This is a genomic window from Paenibacillus borealis (genome assembly GCF_000758665.1).
Classification (GTDB): Bacteria; Bacillota; Bacilli; order Paenibacillales; family Paenibacillaceae; genus Paenibacillus_AQ; species Paenibacillus_AQ borealis.
Map to the genome: position 1 here is coordinate 2,677,693 of NZ_CP009285.1, position 17,427 is coordinate 2,695,119.

The 17,427-nt window shown below is 54.0% G+C and carries 14 protein-coding genes; 12 read left to right on the top strand and 2 right to left on the bottom strand.

What is annotated here, in order from left to right:
* Positions 1–100: 100 nt before the first annotated feature.
* The 6 genes from PBOR_RS11115 to pyk all read left to right on the top strand — a co-directional run bounded on the left by PBOR_RS11115 (position 101) and on the right by pyk (position 8,795).
* Positions 101–3,826 carry a DNA polymerase III subunit alpha gene (locus PBOR_RS11115; RefSeq protein WP_042211730.1) on the top strand — a complete coding sequence of 1,242 codons (3,726 nt, stop codon included), beginning with the start codon at positions 101–103 and terminating at the stop codon, positions 3,824–3,826.
* A 385-nt stretch (positions 3,827–4,211) separates the two neighbouring features.
* On the top strand, positions 4,212–4,712 hold the full coding sequence (locus PBOR_RS11120) for a phosphatidylglycerophosphatase A family protein (RefSeq protein ID WP_042211731.1): 501 nt from the start codon (positions 4,212–4,214) through the stop codon (positions 4,710–4,712).
* A 148-nt stretch (positions 4,713–4,860) separates the two neighbouring features.
* Positions 4,861–5,049, top strand: a complete 189-nt coding sequence (locus PBOR_RS11125; protein WP_036700684.1) for a hypothetical protein — start codon at positions 4,861–4,863, stop codon at positions 5,047–5,049.
* An 84-nt stretch (positions 5,050–5,133) separates the two neighbouring features.
* Complete coding sequence (gene accD / locus PBOR_RS11130; RefSeq protein WP_042211732.1) at positions 5,134–6,027, top strand: acetyl-CoA carboxylase, carboxyltransferase subunit beta; 894 nt, start codon at positions 5,134–5,136, stop codon at positions 6,025–6,027.
* A 1-nt stretch (position 6,028) separates the two neighbouring features.
* Positions 6,029–7,030: an acetyl-CoA carboxylase carboxyltransferase subunit alpha gene (locus tag PBOR_RS11135; RefSeq protein WP_042211733.1), complete on the top strand. Its 1,002-nt coding sequence runs from the start codon at positions 6,029–6,031 to the stop codon at positions 7,028–7,030.
* Positions 7,031–7,370: 340 nt separating this feature from the next.
* Complete coding sequence (gene pyk, locus PBOR_RS11140; protein WP_042211734.1) at positions 7,371–8,795, top strand: pyruvate kinase; 1,425 nt, start codon at positions 7,371–7,373, stop codon at positions 8,793–8,795.
* A 167-nt stretch (positions 8,796–8,962) separates the two neighbouring features.
* Here pyk and PBOR_RS11145 read toward each other — a convergent pair whose 3' ends face one another.
* Positions 8,963–9,706, bottom strand: a complete 744-nt coding sequence (locus PBOR_RS11145; RefSeq protein WP_052429426.1) for a G1 family glutamic endopeptidase — start codon at positions 9,704–9,706, stop codon at positions 8,963–8,965.
* Between the two features lie 102 nt (positions 9,707–9,808).
* Here PBOR_RS11145 and PBOR_RS11150 point away from each other — a divergent pair, with 102 nt between their 5' ends.
* Genes PBOR_RS11150 through PBOR_RS11160 form a run of 3 tightly spaced genes read left to right on the top strand, consistent with a single transcriptional unit; the run spans position 9,809 to position 11,958 of the window.
* Positions 9,809–10,990 carry an MFS transporter gene (locus tag PBOR_RS11150; RefSeq protein WP_042211735.1) on the top strand — a complete coding sequence of 394 codons (1,182 nt, stop codon included), beginning with the start codon at positions 9,809–9,811 and terminating at the stop codon, positions 10,988–10,990.
* 33 nt (positions 10,991–11,023) lie between these two features.
* Entirely contained in the window at positions 11,024–11,563 is a 540-nt protein-coding gene (locus PBOR_RS11155) for an acyl-CoA thioesterase (protein WP_042211736.1), read from the top strand.
* On the top strand, positions 11,560–11,958 hold the full coding sequence (locus PBOR_RS11160; RefSeq protein ID WP_042211737.1) for an FxsA family protein: 399 nt from the start codon (positions 11,560–11,562) through the stop codon (positions 11,956–11,958). Before PBOR_RS11155 ends, PBOR_RS11160 begins: the two co-directional genes overlap by 4 nt.
* A 284-nt stretch (positions 11,959–12,242) precedes the next feature.
* Here PBOR_RS11160 and ytvI read toward each other — a convergent pair whose 3' ends face one another.
* Positions 12,243–13,358 (bottom strand): sporulation integral membrane protein YtvI, encoded by a 1,116-nt coding sequence (gene ytvI / locus PBOR_RS11165; RefSeq protein WP_042211738.1) that lies wholly within the window; start codon positions 13,356–13,358, stop codon positions 12,243–12,245.
* A 391-nt stretch (positions 13,359–13,749) separates the two neighbouring features.
* Here ytvI and PBOR_RS11170 point away from each other — a divergent pair, with 391 nt between their 5' ends.
* From PBOR_RS11170 to mdh, 3 genes are all read left to right on the top strand, one after another.
* Positions 13,750–14,862, top strand: a complete 1,113-nt coding sequence (locus PBOR_RS11170; protein WP_042211739.1) for a citrate/2-methylcitrate synthase — start codon at positions 13,750–13,752, stop codon at positions 14,860–14,862.
* A 115-nt stretch (positions 14,863–14,977) separates the two neighbouring features.
* A complete protein-coding gene (icd, locus tag PBOR_RS11175; RefSeq protein ID WP_042211740.1) occupies positions 14,978–16,273 on the top strand; it encodes an NADP-dependent isocitrate dehydrogenase in 1,296 nt (431 codons plus the stop codon).
* A gap of 167 nt (positions 16,274–16,440) precedes the next feature.
* A complete protein-coding gene (gene mdh, locus PBOR_RS11180) occupies positions 16,441–17,382 on the top strand; it encodes a malate dehydrogenase (protein ID WP_039307689.1) in 942 nt (313 codons plus the stop codon).
* Positions 17,383–17,427: the final 45 nt, after the last annotated feature.

Consider the following 17,427-nt stretch of genomic DNA (forward strand, 5'->3'; position numbering starts at 1 on the left):
TCCTTATGCTCTTAATCCATTCTATGGGCGGCTCCCCCTCTAATATGATAAAATAGTTTCATCTTATATTTTGATTTTGGGATTGAAGGGATGTGGGGATATGAGCCCTTTCGTGCATTTGCATGTGCACAGCGAATACAGTTTACTGGACGGGGCGGCGCGCATTACGGATCTGGTGCGCCGGGCCGGCGAATACGGCATGAAATCGCTGGCGCTGACGGATCATGGAGTGATGTACGGGGCCATCCCTTTCTATAGAGCTTGCCAGGAGAACGGCATCAAGCCGATCATCGGCTGTGAAGCTTATTTGACCGCAGGCTCGCGCCGTGAGCGGGGCAGCCGCAAGGATCAGCCGATCTATCACCTGATTCTGCTGGTGAAGAATGAGATGGGCTACAGAAACCTGATGAAGCTGATCTCCATCGGCCATCTGGAGGGCCAGCACTACAAGCCGCGGATCGATATGGAAGCACTGGCGGCGCATGCTGAAGGCATCATCTGCCTCAGCGCCTGTCTTGGCGGAGAAGTGCCGCAGCATCTGCTGCATGGACGGGATGAGGAAGCCCGCAAGTCGGCATTGCGTTATAAGGAGATTTTTGGACCTGACTTCTATCTGGAGCTGCAGGATCATGGTATGCCTGAACAGAAGCGGGTGAATCCGAAGCTGATTCAGCTTGCTGCCGAGCTGGATATTCCCCTGGTGGCTACGAATGACGTCCATTATATGGACAAGGAGGATGCCGAGGTTCAGGATGTGCTGATCTGCATCGGCACCGGCAAATCTGTGGATGATGAGGACCGCCTGAAGATCGGTACGGATCAGCTGTTCTTCAAAAGCGGTGAGCAGATGGCCTCGCTGTTTCCGCATGTGCCGCAGGCGCTGGAGAACACGCTGAGGATTGCGGAAGCCTGCAATCTGGAATTGACGTTCGGCAATCACATTCTGCCGGAGTATTCCCCTCTGCCGGAAGGGCTGGATGCCGCTGCATATTTACGCGAGTTATGCCGCAGCGGGCTGGAAGCGCGCTACGCGGATACGCCGCTATGGGCGTCGCCGGAGCAGAAGGAAACCGCCGAGAAACGGCTGGCCTATGAGCTGGGCGTGATCGAGAACATGGGATTCAGCGATTACTTCCTGATTGTCTGGGATTTCATTGCTTTCTGCCACCGGAATGGTATTGTTACCGGTCCGGGCCGTGGTTCCTCGGCAGGCAGTCTTACAGCGTACACGCTGAAGATTACCGATGTAGATCCGCTGAAATACAATCTGCTCTTCGAGCGATTCCTTAATCCTGAGCGAATTACAATGCCCGATATTGATATTGACTTCAGTGACGAACGCCGCGATGAGGTTATTGCCTATGTGGTGGACAAATACGGCAAGGAGCATGTGGCGCAGATCATCACCTTCGGAACGATGGCAGCAAGAGCAGCTGTACGGGATGTAGGCCGTGCGCTGAATCTGCCGTATAACGAAGTGGACAAGGCAGCGAAGCTGATTCCGGGCCAGCTCGGCATCAGCATCACCCGGGCGCTTGAGAGCACGCCTGAGCTGAAGGCACTATATGATGCCAATCCGAAGACCCGGGGGCTGCTCGATATGGCGATGAAGGTTGAAGGCATGCCGCGTCATGCATCAACGCATGCTGCCGGAGTAATCATCTCTAAGGGGCCGCTGACCGATGCTGTTCCGCTTCAGGCGGGCAGTGAGAGTACAGCGCTGACGCAGTACTCCATGGAGCATCTGGAGAGTGTAGGCTTGCTGAAGATGGACTTCCTCGGGCTGCGGACCTTGTCGATTATTGAACGCTGCATGAACTGGGTGAAGGAGATGACCGGCAGTGTCCCTGATTTCCGTTTCATCCCGGATCATGATCCGCTGACTTACGGGATGCTCGGGGCAGGCGAGACCACCGGCGTGTTCCAGCTGGAATCTGCGGGTGTACGGCGGGTGCTGAAGGATCTGAAGCCCAGCGGCTTTGAAGATATTGTCTCGGTGGTGGCTCTGTACCGTCCGGGTCCAATGGAATTTATTCCGAAATTCATCGGGGGCAAGCACGGGGAGTTCGAGGTTGTTTATCCTCATGCTGATCTGAAGCCGATTCTGGCTGATACCTACGGGATCATTGTCTATCAGGAACAGATCATGCAGATTGCCTCCCTGATGGCCGGCTTCTCGCTCGGCGAAGCCGATCTGCTGCGCCGGGCGGTGTCCAAGAAGAAACGGGAGACACTGGATAAGGAACGCAGCCACTTTGTGGAGGGCAGTCTGAAGCAGGGCTATCAGGAGGCGGATGCCAATGAGGTGTATGACATGATCGTGCGGTTTGCCAACTACGGCTTCCCGCGTGCACATGCTGCCGCCTATGGCGTGCTGGCGTTCCAGACGGCCTATCTCAAGGCGCATTATCCGGTGCAGTTCATGGCAGCCATGCTGACCGCCGTGATGGGAACCCACCGCAAGGTGGCGGAGTATGTACTGGAGTGCCGCCGCACCGGGATTGGTGTGCTGCCGCCCGATGTTAACGAGAGCGGCGTGCTGTTCACCCCTGTACCCGGCGAAGGCAGCGGGCATATCCGCTTCGGACTGGCTGCGGTTAAGAATGTCGGGACGCTGGCGGTGGAGAATATTATGGCGGTCCGCAAGGAGCGCCCGTTCGACAGCCTGCTCGATTTCTGCCGCCGTGTCGATCTGCGCGTCTGCAACAAGCGCGTCATTGAATCGCTGCTGCAGACAGGCGCCTTCGACCGGCTTCCCGGCCACCGGGCCCAGCTGCTGGCGATGCTGGATGAGACGGTTGATGCGGCAGCGAAATGGCGCAAGGAGCGCGATGAGCTGCAGATCCAGCTGTTCGATGATCTGATCGAGACCCCCAACTGGGAAATCCGCTATCCGGATATCCCGAAATTCTCCGTGACCCAGCAGCTGGAGCTGGAGCGTGAGCTGCTGGGCCTCTATCTGTCCGGCCATCCGCTGGATGACAGCGCAGCCCTGCTGGAGGAGCCGGGAATGCAGAAGCTGATGGATCTTGGCGAAACGGCGGACGAGAGCATGATTGTGACGGCCGGCATGGTTGTATCGCTCAAGGAAATTACAACAAAAGCCGGCAAGGCGATGGCCTTTGTTGAATGGGAAGACCAGATCGAGCGCTGCGAGGTCGTACTCTTCCCGGAGGTGTGGAAACGCAGCCGCGGCCTGATCGAGAAGGGCGCGCTGCTGGCCCTGCGCGCCAAGGTGCAGCAGGAGGATGAGGGCTTCAAGCTGCTGGCCGAGGAGGTGGCACCGCTCACCTCGGACAGCGTGCGCGGCCTGCTGCAGCGCCGCAGCGCCGCAGGCGCCCGGCCCGCCTACGCGGGCCGGAACGCCCCCGCAGGAGCGCCTGCGGCAGCTCCTGCAGCCCGTACGGGCGCCGGAAGCCCCGGCGCCCGCAGCGGCGGTGCAGCTGGCACAGCCGCTGCACCGGGCACACGCACACCGGCGGCACAGCCGCCCGGTGCGCGCGCTAACGCGGCCGCTGCGCAGGCCGCGCCCCAATCCCCGGCCGCACCGGGCGCGCGGCCGGACACCGCTGAGCGCTCCGCAAGCCCAGCACAGAGCACCCAGCGTGTCTTCATCAAGATCACGCCGGGTGCTGAGCTCAAGGGTCTGCTGCCGCGCCTCCAGGCGCTGCTGCAGACCCACCCGGGACCAGCTGCGACGCTGCTGTTCTACGAGCGCAACCAGAAGGTGCTGGCGCTCAGCGACAGCTACCGGATCGAGCCCTCGGAGGAGCTGTTTGCGGCAATAGAGAGCATGCTGGGAGCCGGAACCGTCAGAATCAAGTAGATTCGTTGCCGGCAGTAAGGAGACTTCCTGGTAAGCACTGCAGACAAGAATGTTGTACGTTTTGCAGCATTGATTCATAATTAGCCGGGTGTACGGGAGAATTGTTGTATGAAATACAGGAATTCTCCCGCTAAGCCGTCTGGACAAGGTGAAATGCTGCCTTTTGTACAACAATTTGGGATTTGAGCCGATTGAATGAGGAAAATGTTGTATTATGGGCAGGATTCCGCAAAAGGTATCCGGTCTTTGCCCCAACAAGCGGATGAGGGATTCCCATACGGCTTAAACATATTTTCTTATATTTAAAATAAGCACATTTCCGCCCTTTTCCGCATACATTAGGGAACCACAGGGCATTGTCCCGTGCGGAAAGGGGAATCACATCATGTCCTATCAATTGGCAGCAGACCTGCTGGAGCGCCGGGGAGTTTCGCTTGATTCTATCGCTGAGATCGTATATATTCTGCAATCGGCTTATTATCCCGATTTGACTGGGGAAGAGTGCCTCGCCAGTGTGAAGGCGGTGCTGGGCAAAAGAGAAGTGCAGTACACGCTGATGACAGGCGTCGCGCTGGATGAGCTGGCAGAGAAGAAGCTGCTGCCTCAGCCGCTTCAGTCGGTGCTGGAGGCGGATGAATCGCTTTACGGGGCGGACGAGACTCTGGCACTTGGCATCACAGGTGTCTACGGGATGATCGGTCTGACCGGTTTTGGTTATCTGGACAAAATAAAGCTTGGAATTATCGGCAAATTGAATGATGATAAAGGAAGCATTCATGTTTTTCTTGATGATCTTGTAGCCGGGATTGCGGCTGCGGCATCGGCCAGAATTGCCCACCGCCACGAAGGGGCGAAGGTCTATTCTGCCGCCTCCGGAGAGGAATAATCGCAGCTCCGGCATTTGTTACTTAAGGCCTCCCGGTCAAGCAGTCTTCCTGCCGAGCCTGTTGCGGGAAAAAAGAAAACTGTGTTATCATGATTCCATTATATACAGGATACGGCTGGGATTTGAGATTAGGGAGGCCTTGCAGGGCATGTGGACGGTAATCTATATAGCGCCGACCGCCAAAGTGGCGGAGATGATCCAGAGGAAGCTTACGGAAGAAGGATTTCTGATAAAATGCCGTCCGATCAATATGTCCAAGCAGCAGTTTGAGATTCTGGTTCCTTCGGGAGAGCTTGAAGAAGTGCAGGAGGTCCTGAATCTGATTCTGCATCCTTGAGAATTACAACCTAGAGAAACATGAGCGGTCATGACAGCGGCAAGCTGCTATCTACGCAAATAAACGGCTGAAGAGGTGCGACCCTTGTTCAAAGATTTATTTCAGAAAAAACGGAAGTACGCGATCATTCCTTCAGAACGTCTGGAGCGAAGCGGCGGACCGGCGGAAGGCGAGCGCCCCAAACGTGAGATCCCTGAGGGACTCATGAACAAATGCAACAAATGCGGAACGATCCAGTACAGCAAGGAACTGGAGAAGAATTTGAAAATATGCCCATCCTGCGGCTATCATATGCGCCTGAACGCTGCGGAACGGATTGCAATGACGCTGGATTCTGAAGGGTTCATTGAGTTTGACAGCGAAATGGTATCCGTTGATCCGCTGCAGTTCCCCGGCTATGCCTCCAAGCTTGAGCAGCAGCAGTCCAAAACCGGACAGGTTGAAGCTGTAATCACCGGCCAGGGCACCATTGGCGGCCATCCGGTGATTGTAGCGGTGATGAACTTTGAGTTCTTCTCCGGCAGCATGGGGTCTGTAGTAGGCGAGAAGATTACCAGAGCGGTTGAAGAAGCGACAGAAAGAAGACTTCCGATGCTGATCTTCTCCACTTCGGGCGGAGCAAGAATGCAGGAGAGCATTCTCAGTCTCATGCAGATGGCGAAGACTAGTAGCGCACTGGCCCGGTTCAGCGAAGCCGGAGGCCTGTATATTTCCGTAATTACAGATCCGACCACAGGCGGGGTATCCGCAAGTTTCGCCAGCCTGGGTGATATTATTATTGCCGAGCCCGGTGCGGTATTCGGTTTTGCCGGACGGATTGTGATTGAACAGACGATCCGCCAGAAGCTGCCGGAAGATTTCCAGACCGCTGAGTTCAATTTGCAGCACGGCCAGCTGGATCTGGTTGTGCACCGCAAGGAAATGCGCTCCACGCTAACCAAGCTGCTGGAGCTGCATGATGTGAAAGGGGGATTTTAGGTTGGCAGGAGAGTTGCCTTTTGAAATGCCTCTGGTAGAAATGCGCAAGAAAATTGCCGAGCTGAAGCAGTTTGGCGAAGAGAAGGGTATTGATTTCAAAGATGAGGTAGCCCGTCTTGAGGAGCGCTACCACATTCTTGAGAATGAAGTATATTCGGATATTTCTCCGGCCCAGAAGATGCATCTGGCCCGGCATCACGGCCGTCCGACCTCACTGGATCTGATCGGCCTGATCTTCACGGATTTCATTGAGCTGCACGGCGACCGCCTGTACGGTGATGATCTTGCCGTAGTAGGCGGCATCGCCAAGCTGAACGGCCAGCCAGTCACGGTAATCGGACAGCAGCGCGGCAAGGACACGAAGGAGAATATTCTGCGCTTCTTCGGCAGCGCGCATCCGGAAGGCTTCCGCAAGTCACTGCGTCTGATGAAGCAGGCGGAGAAATTCGGCCGTCCGATCATCACCTTTGTCGATACCAAGGGAGCTTATCCCGGCAATACGGCAGAGGAACGCGGACAGTCCGAAGCGATCGCCCGGAATTTGTACGAGATGTCTCAGCTGGCCGTACCGGTCATCTGCGTCATTATCGGCGAAGGCGGCAGCGGCGGCGCCTTGGCCATGGCCGTGGGCAACCGGGTCCTTATGCTGGAGCATGCCATCTACTCGGCGATCTCCCCCAACGGGGCGGCTTCCATTCTGTGGAAGGATGCATCCAAGGCGGAGCAGGCGGCGGAAGCGATGAAGATTACGGCGTCGGATCTGCTGGAGATGGAAGTGATTGAGGAGATCATTCCTGAGCCCAAAGGCGGGGCTCACCGTGATTACGAGGTTACGGCTGAGGCTATCAAAGATGCCATATGGCGTCATTTGCAGGAAATATCCGTTATGGATTCGGCAGAACTCAAGGAAGACCGTTATCTTAAATTCCGCAAAATCGGCGAGTTCTCGGAGTCGGTTCTGGAACAGGATGCGGCTGAGGAAGAAGTGCAGATTGTGGAGTAAGCGTTATATTTCATTTGCACTTTCTGACATATTCCAGCTTGTTCCTGCCCCAAAGCCGGCCAGGACGGGTTAACCATTTATTTCCACTGTAATCATCCCGCAAACGTTGCGGGGTGATTTTTATTTCGGCGGCGTTCTTATAAAATTCGACTTTAATTTACAGCAAAAGCAGGCACTAACATTGATTTTGTGTCCAACTTGCAGTAATATTCATTAGGGCGCAACAAAAGGTACATGTGACTACATGTGATAAAGTTCCTATACAGAGAGCAAGCCTTATAGTAGATTTTGTAGTTGGAAAAAGTGAGACAGAGAGAACGAAAAAACGGAGGAAAACCTAATGCGGAAAAGTAAAATTGTATGTACGATCGGACCTGCAAGTGAATCGTTGGAGAATATCAAAAAATTGATTTTGGCTGGTATGAATGTGGCCCGTCTGAACTTCTCCCACGGCGATTTTGAAGAGCACGGTGCCCGGATCAACACGATCCGTCAAGCTTCCAAAGAACTTGGCAAGACTGTTGCCATTCTGCTCGACACCAAAGGACCTGAGATTCGTACTGGTAAGCTGGAAGTAGAACCGATTGAACTGATTCAGGACGAGTACCTGACATTGACTACGGAAGAAATCCTGGGCGACCAGAACCGTATCTCCATCACGTACAACAACCTTCCTAACGATGTTCAGGTTGGATCGACTATCCTGATCGACGACGGCCTTATCGGTCTTACCGTTGTCGACATTCAAGGCACCGAAATCAAGACCCGTATTGTTAACGGCGGTACGATCAAGAGCAAGAAGGGCGTTAACGTACCGGGAGTTTCAATCTCCCTGCCGGGTATTACGGAAAAAGACACCAATGATATCGTTTTTGGGATCGGACAGGACATCGATTTTATCGCCGCTTCCTTCGTTCGCAAAGCCAGCGACGTTCAGGAAATCCGTGCATTGCTTGAGAAGCACGACGCTTCCCACATCCAAATCATCTCCAAGATCGAAAACCAGGAAGGTGTCGATAACCTGGATGAAATTTTGGCAGCTTCCGACGGCCTCATGGTTGCCCGCGGCGACCTTGGCGTAGAAATCCCTGCTGAAGATGTGCCTCTGGCTCAGAAGCTGATGATTCAGAAATGTAACATCGCCGGCAAACCGGTAATCACAGCTACCCAAATGCTGGATTCCATGCAGCGCAACCCGCGTCCTACCCGCGCTGAAGCGAGTGACGTAGCTAACGCTATCTTCGACGGAACAGATGCAATCATGCTGTCCGGTGAAACAGCTGCCGGGAAATATCCGGTAGAATCCGTACTCACAATGTCCCGCATTGCTGAGAAAGCTGAATCTGCACTGAACCACCGTGAGATCTTCATGAAGCAGCAAATTGCTCAAGAAACTACGGTTACTGAAGCGATCAGCCAATCCGTAGCGATTTCCGCTCTGGATCTGAACGCTAAGGCTATCATTTCTTCGACTGTAACTGGCCACACTGCACGCGTGGTTTCCAAATACCGTCCTAAATCACAAATCATTGCTGTAACTACCCAGGAAAGAACTATGCGTCAGCTGGCGCTGGTCTGGGGCGTAACTCCAGTATTCGGCAAAGAAGCTACTTCGACTGACGAATTGCTGGAAACTGCACTTCAAGGCGGTAAAGCTTCCGGTCTCGTGAAAGCAGGCGATCTTGTAGTAATCACTGCAGGTATCCCGCTTGGCCGTTCCGGTTCCACTAACCTGGTGAAAGTAGACACGATTCCAGCCGACTAGGATTTGGAAGAGGTTCTGCAGCATTAACAGAATACACCTATTAGAGCAGTGGCGTTCCCAGCCGCTGCTCTTTTTATTTTCAGGAAGGCCAAGCGGTTTCCGCTTGCGGGTTGATATAAATGGTGCAAATGTATATATTGAATTGAGAGTTTTGAGAAACCTGGCAATCAGGTTCTTGTAAATATAGGGTTTCTGGAGTAAACGGCAGGATGACTTTTGCGGTAGATCCGTCTGACCGAGAAGGAATCGCCGCGTGGGCCCGGCAGGGATGGAACGGCCAGCAGCGTTTTATTCTGGACCATAATGCCGCCATCGGATACCTTGAGCTTGGGACTGCATCCGTTAACCCGGCAGCAGGTGAATCTGACCAGTGATACCTTGGACAACGGTGCGATATTCTGCCCCACCTGGGGAGCTTCCATAATCCATTCGGCAGAGGTTTGCGAGCCTTGATAACGCTGAATAGTACGGAAAGCCCAGTTTTTGCTGAGGTTGCGCAGGGTGATGCACCATTTGCCGGGACTGAGCTTGACAATTGAAGCGCGCATATGGTCGCCGGGGGATACAGGTAAAGGGATGACAGTCTCGGCTGCGGGCAGAATTTCCCACCAGGCATAGTACCGGACGGTTCCGTTTACCGATTCATGGCCGGTTCCGGTCTGAATCAGGCTGCTGTTCCGGAAGCCGTCGATGCCGATCCAGGCCGAAGAATACGTGGCTTTGACTGTAGGTTTTACATAAGGGACGATCCAGTCGGCCGATATCCGCCGGTACGTGCCTTTTTTGCCCGAGACGGCATAACCGCTCCAGTTGCTGGATGTCCAGCCGAAGCCTGAACTGACGGCTCTGCCTGAATTGATTTTATCTGTAAGACAGGGCTTGCTGCTTATCAATCTATTGACTTGGCCCACTTGTCCACCGCCTTATAGTAAGTTCTGCTATATTTAATGCAGCAAGAGGCTGTGGAGGTTGGGTATTCCGCTAAAAAGGAAGAGAGAGGACTTATAACTCCAATGGAAAAAATAACGAAGCTGCGCGGGTTTTATCTATTTCTGGGACTCGCCGGGGGCTCCTTCGGCTCTTATTTGTCGTTGCTGCTGAAATCGAACGGACTTGATGTCAGCCAGATCGGCATGCTGATGGCTACGGGAACGCTGATCGCGATCTGTGTCCAGCCCTTATGGGGGATGATCTCCGACAGATACAACCAGGCGCGGCTGGTGCTTATACTGAGTGTGGCTGTTCCGGCGCTGTTTGCTGTGCTGTACAGGTCGGAGTATTTCATCGTGCTGATGCTGGTGTACACGGTATCGACGATCTTCTCCTCCACACAGGCTCCTATTGCCGACTCTTACGCCATAGCAGCGGCGAACAGAGCCGGATCGACTTACGGCAGCATCCGGATGATGATGAGCATAGGAGCCGCTGTAGGAGCCATTGCCGGGGGGCAGTATGTTTCTAAATTCTCGGTATCCACGATCTGGCTGCCGTTTCTGCTGCTGAATGCTGTTGCGGTGGCTATCGCCCTGACCCTGCCGAAGCAGGCGGAAGAGAATCATATGATGAGCCAGTCCTTCTCCCAGGGAGTCAAAAAATTGCTCGCCAACCGGATATTCCTCGCCTTTCTGGGCGGGAGCTTTCTGGTGAACCAGACGATGACGGCGTTTGGTACTTATTTCGTCCTGGCCTTCCAGTCGGTCGGCGGATCGACCAGCTATGCGGGTATCGCCTTGTTTCTGGCATCGATCACTAACGTACCTTCCATGTTCTTTGCCTCCAAGGTTATCCGCAGGCTGGGTATGGAGCGGACGCTGCTGCTGGGTGCGCTGATCTATGTGCTGCGCTGGGGAATTCAGGTGGCCTTCCCGTATCCATCGGTCATGATTGGAGTACAGGTGCTGCATGGCCTTTCCTTCGGTTTCTTTTACATTGCTGCTGTTGAATATGTATCGAAGATTACCTCTGCGGAGATGCAGGCCACGGGACAAAGTGTATTTAACATCGTGTTCTCCGGATTTGCCGGTATTCTGGGCAATCTGCTGAACGGAATGCTGCTGAATCAGGGCGGGGTCGGCCTCATGAATCTGTCCTGTATGCTGAGTGCGGCGGCAGGTGCGGCGCTGCTGTTCTATGTCGCCCGAAGCTCGCGCAGCAAGCTGCCGCTGAAGGCCTCTTCAGGCGGGGTCAGCGCTTAGCACCCCCCTGTCATTACAGAAAGGAGCATGAATATGAAATCACACAATCCGGGGTGGGCCAGCCGCTGGCATGAAACTTCATTTCGTGTGCGTTATCAGGAAACTGATCAGATGGGTGTGGTCTATCACGCCAATTATTTGACCTGGTTTGAGAGCGGGCGCACGGAGATGTTCCGCGGACTGGGCTTTGCTTACCGGACACTGGAGAGCCTTGGGCTGTTATTGCCTGTGACCTCTGCAGATTTGCAATTTAAAAGCCCGGCGCGATATGATGATCTTATTGCCGTGTATGCAAGGTTAACAACCTTCTCGGCTCTGAGGGTTGTCTATGAATATGAAATCCGCCGTGTGGCAGAAGAGCACGGGGTAGGCGGGGCGTCCGGAGCTTCCGGGACCCGTAAGGCGTTTCCGGCGGCCAGTGAACCTCTTCCCGGCGAGCTGCTGGTCAGCGGCACGACGAGCCATGTCTGGCTGAACAAGGAATGGAAGCCTGTGCGTATCGACAGGGCGCAGCCTGAGCTGTTCCGCGCTATCACTACGGCGCTTAAGGAAGAAGAAGGAGGAGCAGTATGATCAGGAACAAATGGCTGTGGGCTGCATTATTCGCTGTCCCGGCTGTGGAATTATTCGGTTTCATCTATGTCTCAAGTTTTCTTGGAGCGCCCAAGACCCTGCTGATCATGCTGGCCACCTCGGTCATCGGTCTGTTAATGATGCGGTTTGAGGGCAAAAAAGTGCTGCAGGACAGCAGAACCCATATGCAGGAAGGACGGGTGCCCGGACGGACCATGCTGGACGGCCTATGTATCTTTTTCGGCGGACTGCTGCTGATCCTGCCGGGCTTCGTCACGGATATAATCGGCTTCACCCTGGTGTTCCCGCTGACCCGGCCGCTGTACCGGGTTTTTCTGCTGAAGTGGATAGAGAAGAAGATGAAAAACGGCACTTTTACCTTCTACCGCAGGTAGAGCAGGAAGCGCCGCCAATTTTGTAAAAAGCGTTCGGCTGCGTGGTGATGCGGCTGAACGCTTTTCTACTTGCAGCCGAAACGGATGTAGCGAAATGTTAAAGATTATGCAGGGGTATGCGGTGGGAAATGCGATGAACAAGGAACGGGCCCGATGTATGCGAGAAACTGAATACAATGTGCGGCGGATAGAGCAAACGGGCCTAATGTATGCGAAAAACCGAATACAATGTGCGGCCGATAGCGTAAACGGGTCTAATGTATGCGAAGGCCGCCATTTCAGAGTTAATGCAGCCGGCCGCTCAGGATATAGCTGCGCAGTGCGCGGAACACACCGGCGCGGCCGAACGCATCCAGAATGACGAGCAGCACCGGGCCGAGCAGGAGGCCCAGCATGCCGAACAGCTGAAGCCCGGCGAACATGCCGATCAGCATGGCGAGCGGGTCCAGCCCGATGCTGCTGGCGAGCACCTTGGGCTCAAGCACCTGGCGGGTGATCAGAATGATTCCGTACAGCACCAGCAGGCCGGCCGCCAGGGCCAGGTTCCCGGTCATGTAGGAATACAGCGCCCAGGGGAGGATCACGATGCCGACACCGAGATAAGGCACCAGATCGACAATGCCGATGGTCAGGCCAATGGCAAATGCTGAGTCTACACCCAGCAGGAGCAGGCCGATGATTACGATCACGGCTGTCACCGAGATCAATACCAGCTGGGCACGGAGGTAGCCGAACAGCGCCTTGCGCAGATCCTTCCAGATCTCCGAGACCGGCCGCAGCAGCGGAGCAGGGAGGAGGGAGATCAGCTTGGCGTTATGACGTTCCCAGCCGGTGCTGAGGAAGAACGCGGCCAGCACGATCACGATCAGAATGGTGCCGAGGCTCGGCAGCGAGGAGATCAGCCCCAGAATCATGTTGAAGAACCCGGTGATCAGCTGGGTCATGGCATGGCCCACGGTTTCGGTGGTTCTGCTGATATTGCTGTCAATGGTGGCATGATAACCCGGATTGTCGTGGTAAAACTGGTTGATCTGGTTAATAATATTCTGAATGCTGGCATTGCGGCTAACCCTCAGCAGCAGCTCACGCCATTGGTCTGTATGGAGGTCGAAGGTCTGGAGCAGCACAATGAGCTCCTTCACCAGCCGGGTAATCAGCGCGGTCAGCACAAGGCCGGTACCCCCAATATAAAAGAGCAGTGAGAGGACAACCGCCAGCCAGCCGGGCAGCTTCATCCCCTTCAGGATCAGCACCAGCGGATGTATAAGGTAAGCCAGCAGCCAGGCCAGCAGCAGGGGATAGAGGAGCGGCAGCAGTACATATACAGCCAGCAGGATCACAGCGGCAGCAAGCACGACCCACAGGCCGCGCAGCACTCTTTTGAGCACAAGTGTATCGATATCCGGTTCCTCCTACTCTAACGGGTGTGTAAGGAATAACTGCTCGTCTTATGTATATTCATAGAGCATATGAAAAGACTAGCGGGGACGGAAAAGGGCAGAATGGAGGCGGCTCCCTAACCTGAAAGCGCAATCATGAAACAGGTTTTTCATTAGTTTTTTTCTATCTCTCCGATAAAATCATTTGATCCGCTGCAAAGCTCCCACGTTGTTCACATAACCGTCAAAATCCGGTATGATAATTACAGGTTAAACAGCAGAAATATAGTTGCAATCTTTAGGGCCATGTCCTGACGCCTTTTGCGGAGAATTAAAATACTTAAAAATGTAAATGTTTTCATGAGGTTTGAAACGGCATTATATACCCCTGTTGGCAAAGGAGAGAGATACTATGACAGCTACTAAAGGACTTGAAGGCATCGTTGCAACAACCTCATCGATTAGCTCCATTGTGGATGGAGTGCTCACTTACCGCGGTTATGATATTGATGATCTGGCGGATAATGCGACCTTTGAGGAGACCGCTTATTTGCTGTGGTTCGGCAATCTGCCGACAGTACCGGAGCTTGAAGCGCTGCGCCGCGACCTCAGCTCATTCGCCCAGATCCCGGATCAGGTGCTCGCCCAGATGAAGCTGTATCCGAAAGAAGCCAACACGATGGCGGCACTGCGTTCCGCCGTATCCGCTCTGGCGCTCTACGATGAGGCTGCGGATGATATGAGCCGTGAAGCGAATCAGATCAAAGCCGTGAAGCTTCAGGCGCAGATTCCGACGGTGGTCGCCGCACTGGCACGCATCCGCAAGGGGCTTGAGCCGGTAGCGCCCAAAGAAGGCCTGACCATCGCTGAGAACTTCCTCTACATGCTGTGGGGAGAACAGCCGGATATCGTATCCGTCAAGGCGCTGGATACAGCCCTCGTGCTGCATGCGGACCATGAGCTGAATGCTTCCACTTTTGCCGGACGGGTGACTGTGGCTACACTGTCTGATATCTATTCCGGAGTTACTTCGGCTATTGGCGCGCTTAAGGGGCCGCTGCATGGCGGGGCGAATGAAGCTGTGATGAAGATGCTGGAGGAGATAGGCACGCTTGATGCTGTTGAGCCTTATGTCCAAGCCAAGCTGGAACGCCGTGAGAAGATCATGGGCTTCGGACACCGTGTATACAAGAATGGCGATCCGCGGGCCAAACATCTGATGAAAATGTCCTATGAGCTGGGCACGATGAAGAATGATACGACGCTCTATGACATGTCGGTCAAGGTTGAAGAGCTGATTACGGGTCAAAAAGGGCTCAAACCGAATGTCGACTTCTACTCGGCATCCGTCTATACACAGCTGGGGATTGAACGTGAGCTGTTCACTCCGATCTTCGCGATCAGCCGGACCTCGGGCTGGACTGCGCATATTCTGGAACAGTATGAAGACAACCGGATTATCCGGCCGCGTGCGGAATATACCGGCATGTCCGACATGAAATACGTCCCTGTAGACGAACGGTAACAAGGCGGCCCCTTGCGGGCCGCTCCACCCCTTTAGTACAATGAACTATAATATATGCAGCAACTGCTTATTGATTATTGCTTGTACATCATACTTTTAGGAGGAATTCCCACTAATGTTGAAACTGGAAAAATACGACCTGCCCACAGAAGGCGAACAAATTACAATCGAAGACGGCAAGCTGCTGGTTCCGGATCAGCCGATCATCCCTTTTATCGAGGGTGACGGTACAGGCCGTGACATTTGGAAAGCCTCCAAGCGGGTGCTGGATGCGGCTGTAGAGAAAGCTTACGGCGGCACGAAGCAGATTGCCTGGTACGAAGTTTTTGCCGGCGAGAAAGCCTTCAATACATATGGTGAATGGCTGCCGAATGACACACTGGAAGCAATCCGCGAGTACATTGTGGCCATCAAGGGCCCGCTGACAACTCCGATCGGAGGCGGTATCCGCTCTCTGAACGTGGCGCTGCGCCAGGAGCTGGACCTGTATGTATGTCTGCGTCCGGTACGCTATTTCGACGGTGTTCCTTCACCGGTGAAGCATCCCGAGCTGGTGGATATGGTTATTTTCCGTGAGAATACTGAAGATATCTATGCCGGGATTGAATACCAGGAAGGTTCCGCTGAAGTGAAGAAGGTTATCGAGTTCCTGCAAAAAGAAATGGGCGTGAACAAGATCCGCTTCCCGGAAACCTCAGGTATCGGTATCAAGCCTGTATCCGAGGAAGGCTCGAAGCGCCTGGTGCGTTCTGCGGTTGAGTATGCCATCAAGCACGGACGCAAGAGCGTGACGCTGGTACACAAAGGCAATATCATGAAATTCACCGAAGGCGCATTTAAGAACTGGGGCTACGAAGTGGCTGAACAGGAATTCGGCGACAAAGTCTTCACCTGGAACCAATATGATGTCATCAAGGAACGTGAGGGTGAAGCTGCAGCGAATGCTGCCCAGAAGGAAGCCGAAGCAGCCGGCAAAGTTATTGTCAAAGACGCTATCGCCGACATCGCTCTGCAGCAGGTATTGACCCGTCCGACCGATTTCGATGTCATCGCGACGCTGAACCTGAACGGGGATTACCTCTCCGACGCACTGGCTGCCCAGATCGGCGGCATCGGTATTGCTCCGGGAGCGAACATTAACTATATTACGGGACATGCTATTTTTGAAGCTACTCATGGTACAGCACCTAAGTATGCGGATAAGGACGTTGTGAATCCGGGTTCGGTTATTCTCTCCGGCGTTATGCTGCTGGAGCATCTGGGCTGGCAGGAAGCGGCTGACCTGATCTATAAGGGAATGAGCACCGCGATTAACAACAAGACGGTTACTTATGACTTTGCCCGCCAGATGGAAGGCGCTACAGAGCTGAAATGCTCCGCCTTTGCTGACGAGATTATCAACAATCTATAAGCAAGGTTTATCGGTATATTACAAGTATAAGCTGCACAGACGTGCAGCTTATACTTGTGCTTGTGCATATGCCTGCCCGCCCAACATCATTGGTTTATGCTCCCGGGGCAGTCTTGCGGAGTGAAATGAACGAAGTGTATGCTATCCAATATTTAGGAGGTCTTCCCGTGGCCATCAAACGTTACAAAATCACTGTCGTAGGCGCCGGATTCACCGGTGCGACTACGGCACTTATGCTTGCCCAGAAGGAGCTTGGCAATGTGGTGCTGCTCGATATTCCACAGCTGGAGAATCCGACCAAGGGTAAAGCGCTCGATATGCTGGAAGCCGGACCGGTGCAGAAATTCGATGCCCAGATCACCGGAACCTCCAGCTATGAGGATGCAGCCGATTCCGATATCGTCATTATTACGGCAGGGATTGCACGCAAGCCCGGCATGAGCCGTGATGACCTGGTCAACACCAATGCGGGCATCGTAAAATCGGTTTGTGAGAATGTGAAGCGCGTGGCTCCCGAGTCCATCGTAATTATTCTGAGCAATCCGGTCGATGCCATGACGTATGTAGCATACAATGCGCTCGGCTTTCCGAAGAACCGCGTAATCGGTCAATCCGGCGTACTTGATACAGCACGTTATTGTACATTTATCGCCCAGGAGCTTAATGTTTCGGTTGAAGATGTACGCGGTTTCGTGCTGGGCGGCCATGGTGATGATATGGTTCCGCTTGTGCGCTATTCCAGTGTTGGCGGTATTCCGATCGACACGCTGATCCCTGCTGAACGCATTGCTGAGATTGTGCAGCGTACCCGCGTCGGCGGCGGTGAAATCGTCAGCCTGCTGGGTAACGGCAGCGCTTATTATGCCCCTGCGGCGTCACTGGTTCAGATGACAGAGGCTATCCTCAAGGACAAGAAGCGGATTATTCCTGTAATCGCCCTGCTTGAAGGTGAATATGGTTACGATAATTTGTTCATGGGTATTCCGGCGCTCCTCGGTGCGGATGGCATCGAGAAGATCTTCGAACTGGAGCTTACGGCAGAAGAGAAGGCGGCTCTGGATAAATCAGCCGATTCCGTCCGTGCAGTAACTTCAGCAGTAACTGTGTAAGTAACGTTAGCGGGCAGCTGCTGAAGCCCCTTTTGCAGGCAAAGA

What these genes read in the sequence shown, in the direction of transcription:
- PBOR_RS11115 (WP_042211730.1), top strand. Translation starts at nt 101, where the DNA reads ATGAGCCCTTTCGTGCATTTGCATGTGCACAGCGAATACAGTTTACTG.
- icd (WP_042211740.1), top strand. Translation starts at nt 14,978, where the DNA reads ATGTTGAAACTGGAAAAATACGACCTGCCCACAGAAGGCGAACAAATT.
- pyk (WP_042211734.1), top strand. Translation starts at nt 7,371, where the DNA reads ATGCGGAAAAGTAAAATTGTATGTACGATCGGACCTGCAAGTGAATCG.
- PBOR_RS11160 (WP_042211737.1), top strand. Translation starts at nt 11,560, where the DNA reads ATGATCAGGAACAAATGGCTGTGGGCTGCATTATTCGCTGTCCCGGCT.
- PBOR_RS11120 (WP_042211731.1), top strand. Translation starts at nt 4,212, where the DNA reads ATGTCCTATCAATTGGCAGCAGACCTGCTGGAGCGCCGGGGAGTTTCG.
- PBOR_RS11125 (WP_036700684.1), top strand. Translation starts at nt 4,861, where the DNA reads ATGTGGACGGTAATCTATATAGCGCCGACCGCCAAAGTGGCGGAGATG.
- PBOR_RS11150 (WP_042211735.1), top strand. Translation starts at nt 9,809, where the DNA reads ATGGAAAAAATAACGAAGCTGCGCGGGTTTTATCTATTTCTGGGACTC.
- PBOR_RS11155 (WP_042211736.1), top strand. Translation starts at nt 11,024, where the DNA reads ATGAAATCACACAATCCGGGGTGGGCCAGCCGCTGGCATGAAACTTCA.
- PBOR_RS11170 (WP_042211739.1), top strand. Translation starts at nt 13,750, where the DNA reads ATGACAGCTACTAAAGGACTTGAAGGCATCGTTGCAACAACCTCATCG.